The sequence below is a fragment of the Sphingosinicella sp. YJ22 genome (assembly GCF_011320075.1).
In the GTDB taxonomy this organism is placed as follows: domain Bacteria; phylum Pseudomonadota; class Alphaproteobacteria; order Sphingomonadales; family Sphingomonadaceae; genus Allosphingosinicella.
In genome coordinates this window covers 1-4,714 of sequence record NZ_JAANPA010000071.1, presented here as the reverse complement: position 1 = coordinate 4,714, position 4,714 = coordinate 1, and the positions used below count along the sequence as shown (strand labels likewise).

At 69.2% G+C, this 4,714-nt stretch carries 4 protein-coding genes and 1 pseudogene; 4 read left to right on the top strand and 1 reads right to left on the bottom strand.

Going from position 1 to position 4,714, the window contains the following annotated elements; translation table 11 throughout:
- Both G7B71_RS15375 and G7B71_RS15370 read left to right on the top strand, forming a co-directional pair.
- Nucleotides 1-405, top strand: a 405-nt coding sequence (locus G7B71_RS15375) for an SPOR domain-containing protein (RefSeq protein WP_166042533.1), incomplete at its 5' end; no start/stop codon positions are given.
- On the top strand, nt 402-1,562 hold the full coding sequence (locus G7B71_RS15370) for a deoxyguanosinetriphosphate triphosphohydrolase (RefSeq protein ID WP_166042532.1): 1,161 nt from the start codon (nt 402-404) through the stop codon (nt 1,560-1,562). The genes G7B71_RS15375 and G7B71_RS15370, both read left to right, overlap by 4 nt.
- Before the next feature lie 36 nt (nt 1,563-1,598).
- On the opposite strand, the gene G7B71_RS15365 is transcribed toward G7B71_RS15370, so the two are convergent.
- Nucleotides 1,599-2,408, bottom strand: coding sequence for an N-acetylmuramoyl-L-alanine amidase (locus tag G7B71_RS15365; RefSeq protein ID WP_166042530.1), 810 nt, complete (start codon nt 2,406-2,408; stop codon nt 1,599-1,601).
- 161 nt (nt 2,409-2,569) lie between these two features.
- Here G7B71_RS15365 and argS point away from each other — a divergent pair, with 161 nt between their 5' ends.
- Entirely contained in the window at nt 2,570-4,300 is a 1,731-nt protein-coding gene (gene argS / locus G7B71_RS15360; protein ID WP_166042528.1) for an arginine--tRNA ligase, read from the top strand.
- Nucleotides 4,300-4,714: pseudogene (locus G7B71_RS15355) on the top strand (SPOR domain-containing protein); the annotation flags it as partial. The gene argS and the pseudogene G7B71_RS15355, both read left to right, overlap by 1 nt.

Below are 4,714 nucleotides of genomic sequence, written 5' to 3'. Positions count from 1 at the left end.
GCGACCCGCACGGCCCGCGCCGAAACGCCGGCGACGCAACCTTCGGCGACCGGCCGCAGGCCCGCGACCACGCGCAGCGCGGCGGCCGCCACCCGCAACACCGCGCGCGCCCAGACCCCGGCTCAACGTCACCCGGCGCGCATCTGGGTGCAGATCGCCACCGCCGCGCGAAGCGCGCTGCCCAGCGAATTTGCCCGCCTGCGGCGCAACGCTCCCGAGGTGCTGCGCGGCCGCAACGCCTTCACCGCGCCGTCGGGAAGCAGCGGCCGTCTGCTGGTCGGTCCATTCGCCAGTCGCACCGAAGCGCAGGCCTTCGTCAACCGTCTGAGCCGGGAGGATATCGACGCCTTCGCCTGGTCCAGCGATGCCGGGCAGGAAGTCGCGCAGGTCCCCGCCGGCCGATGAACCTCGCTCCCTACGGCTGCGACCCAGCGCGCAGCCGCGGCCGGCGTCACGAAGAGGATCCGAGGGCCCAGCGGGGGCCCCGCGACTCCTTCCAGCGCGACCGCGACCGGATCATTCATTCCGTCCCGTTCCGCCGCCTGCGCGGCAAGACCCAGGTGTTCGTCGCGCCCGACGGCGACCATTTCCGCGTCCGCCTCACCCACAGCATGGAGGTGGCGCAGATCGGCCGCGCGGTGGCCCGCGCGCTCGCGATCAACGAGGATTTGACCGAGGCCTTGTGCCTCGCCCACGATATCGGCCATCCGCCGTTTGGCCATGCCGGCGAGGATGCGATCGACGCGGCGATGGCGCCAGCGGGCGGCTTCGACCACAATGCCCACACCCTGCGCCTCCTGACCAAGCTGGAGACTCCGTACCCGACCTTCGACGGCTACAATCTGACCTGGGAGACGCTCGAGGGGCTGGCCAAGCATAACGGCCCGGTGGCGGAGCCGACTTGGGCGCTGGCGGAGGTCGATGCGGGCTTCGACCTGGCGCTCGCCTCGTGGCCGAGCCTGGAGGCGCAGGTCGCGGCGCTCGCCGACGACATCGCCTACGACAATCACGACATCGACGACGGCCTCCGCGCCGGCCTGTTCACGCTGGAAGAAGTGCTCGAGGTCCCGCTCGTCCGCCGCTGCTGGGACGAGGTGCGGGCGCGCTATCGGGACGTGCCGGTCGAGCGGCTGACCGGAGAGCTGGTGCGGCACCAGATCGGCGTGATGGTCAACAATCTCCTCGCCGAGACCCGGCGCCGGGTCGACGAGGTGCGGCCGCACAGCCCCGACGACGTCCGCGGCGCGGGGCAGGCGCTCGCCGCCTTCTCGGCCGAGATGGCCGCCGACGAACGCGTCCTGAAGCGCTTCCTCTATGCCCGCATGTACGACGCGGCGAAGGTCAAGGCGGTGCGGGAGCGGGCGCAGGCGGTGATCGCCGCCCTGTTCGCCGCTTATTGCGACGACCCCGCGCGCCTGCCCGAGCCGCGCCGCAGATCCTCGGACGATGCGACCGCGACCCTGCGCGCGATCGGCGACTATGTCGCCGGAATGACCGACCGCTTCGCGATCAAATGCTACGAAGGGCTGATCGGCCCCGCGGAGCTGCCCGAGGGGTTCTGACGCGTCCGCAGTGACGCCCTCTAACTGGTGACACGATCAGCGCAGATACTGGTCGGCGACCCATCCGGTTACGCCGGGCGTGTGGCCGAGGGTGCACGAGATATGCGCCCACATGCCGGGAGTGTCGTAGAGCAGGTCGACCATGTCGCCCGACTGGAGCTGGCCAAGGACTTCGAACTGCATGCCGGCGCCGCCTCTCACGTTCAGGCGCGAGGCCGTCACTCGGCGCCGGGTCGGCGGCGCGTCGTCGCGCCCGGTGACCAAGGAGGTGAAGCGGCTCATCGGAAAGGCGGGGCCGGGATCGCTCTTGCGGCCGGGCGCGATGTCGTCATGGCCGACGATTTCGGTGATCGAGGGATAAGCGGCGAGGATGGTCTTGGTAACCTCGGCCAACGCGTCGAGCTGCACCTCGTCGAAGATCTCCCAGTAGCGTAGCACGCCGTCATATTTGTGGCGGGCCTGGGTGACGCGAGCCGGCGCGACGACGGCGCCGGCATAGGAGCGGAACTTGCCGTCCTCGGTCTTGGTCAGCGCGCCCCAATTGTCGATCTCGATGCCGATCGAGAAATCGTTGCAATTGCGCACGCCGCGCCAGATCGACTTGCCCGCGTGCCAGCCCCGCACGTTGAACGCGACGACCTGCTCGACGACGCCATTGCGGCCGACGATGACGTGCGCTGCTGCCTTCGCGGCCGGGTTGAGGAAGTAGTTGCGGACACCTTGCGGCCCCGCCCCGCCGCTGGCGGTGAAATGCATCACCAGGATCGACGGATTGTTCAGCGCCCCGCCTGAATTCGGCGAGGGCCCGTGCCAGCACCCGGTCAGCTTGTGATTGGCGATCTGCATGAGGCTTCTCCCCCAAATGCGGTCCAGCCGCGCAGGCGAGGATAAGTCAGGCCGCAGGCCCCAACGAGGCCAATCGCCGCCGCTTTGGTGCGACCCGCACTTCAAAACGGCGAGACCCTTCGCTAGAGGCGGCGTGACTTTGGCTCCCTCGGAAAACTGACGTGACCCTTTACGCCCGCTTTGCCGCGCATGTTGATGCCGCGCTCGACGCACTCGTGACCGGAGGCCAGCTGCCGGCCGACCTCGACCGGAAGGGCGTCAGCGTCGAGCCGCCGCGCGATCCTTCCCATGGCGACCTCGCCACCAATGCGGCGATGGTGCTCGCCAAGCGCGCCGGGACCAATCCGCGGGCGCTCGCCGGGCTGATCGCTCCGAAGCTCGAGGCGCTGGCCGAGGTGTCGGCGGCGGAGATTGCCGGGCCGGGGTTCATCAACCTGCGGCTTTCATCCGACGTGTGGCAGGAGGAGCTGGGCACGATCCTCGCGGAGGGCGAGGGCTATGGTCGCTCCGACATGGGACAGGGGCAAAGGGTCAATGTCGAATATGTCTCGGCCAACCCGACCGGGCCGATGCACATGGGCCATTGCCGCGGCGCGGTGGTCGGCGACGCGCTCGCCAGCCTGCTCGAACATGCCGGCTATGCCGTCACCCGCGAATATTATGTCAACGACGCCGGCGGCCAGGTCGACGTTCTCGCCCGCTCGGCGCACCTTCGCTACCGCGAGGCGCTCGGCGAGGACATCGGCGAGATCCCGGAAGGGCTCTATCCCGGCGACTATCTGAAGCCCGTCGGCAAGGCGCTCGCCAAGGAGCATGGCGACCGCTTCGTCGCCGCGCCGGAGAGCGAGTGGCTGGTGCCGTTTCGCGAGGCAGCGGTCGCGGCGATGCTCGTGATGATCAAGGCGGACCTCGCCCTGCTCGGAATTCATCACGACATCTTCGCCTCGGAAGCGGAGGTTCAGGCGGCCGGCAAGCCCGACGCCGCGGTCGAGGCGCTGCGCGCGCGCGGCCTGATCTACGAAGGCGCGCTCGAGCGGCCCAAGAGCCTCGACCCCCATGACGAATGGGAGCCGGTCGAGCTGACCCTGTTCAAGTCGACTCAGTTCGGCGACGACCAGGACCGGCCGGTCAAGAAGTCCGACGGCAGCTGGACCTATTTCGGCGCGGACATGGCCTATCATTTCCAGAAGGCGCAGAATGCCGACCAGCTCATTGACATCTGGGGCGCCGACCATGCCGGCACCGTCAAGCGCATCAAGGCGGCGGTCGCGGCGCTGACCGACGGCAAGCCGTTCGACGTCAAGCTGGTCCAGATGGTCCGCCTTCTGCGCGCCGGCGAGCCTGTGAAGATGTCGAAGCGCGCGGGCAATTTTGTGACCCTCGCCGACGTGGTGCGGGAGGTGGGGCGGGATGTGGTGAGATTTACCATGCTCACCAGGAAATCGGATGCCCAAATGGATTTCGATTTTGCGAAGGTGGTGGAGGCCAGCAAGGACAATCCGGTTTTCTATGTGCAGTACGCGCATGCGCGGATCCGGTCGCTGCACAGGAAGGTGGCGAGCGAGGTGCCGGACCTGCCCGAAGCGGCGGATCTCAGCCTGCTCGACGATGACGAGCTGGCGCTGGTCAAGCTCGCCGCCCAGTTCCCGCGAATCGTCGAGAGCGCGGCGGACGCGCACGAGCCGCATCGCGTCGCCTTCTACCTCCACGACCTCGCCGCCGCGTTCCACGCCCAGTGGAACAAGGGTAATGACGACCCGGCGCGGCGTTTCCTTGTGGCACAGAACCCGGCGCTGACCCGCGCGCGGCTGGAACTCGCGGCGGGGATCGGGCAGATTATCCGCAACGGCCTCAGCATCATGGGAGTGGCCGCGGCCGAGGAGATGGCGTGATGACCGATGCCACGCGGGACGACGCGCTTGACGAAGACGACCGGCTGCCCTGGCTCGAGGCGGTCGAGGAAGAGGAAGCCGGCCCGTCGCCGGTCAAGCTGATCGCCGCCGTGGTGATCGGCCTGATCGTCATCGGCGTGGTCGTCGGCGGCCTGTTCTGGGCGGCGAACCGCAACGCCGGCGGCGGCGGCGAGGAAATGATCGCCTCGCCCGGCGCCTACAAGGTGCCGGCGCCCGAGGCCGGCGGCCTGCAGCTCGACAACAGCGCCTCGACCCAGATCGCGACCAGCGAGGGCACCCAGCAGAACGCCCAGCTCGCCGGCCGTCCCCAGCCGCCCGCGCCGCAGCCGGCCCAGCCGCAGGCGACGCCGGCCCAGCCCGCTCCGCAGGCGCAGCAGCCCGCTCCCGCCGCCT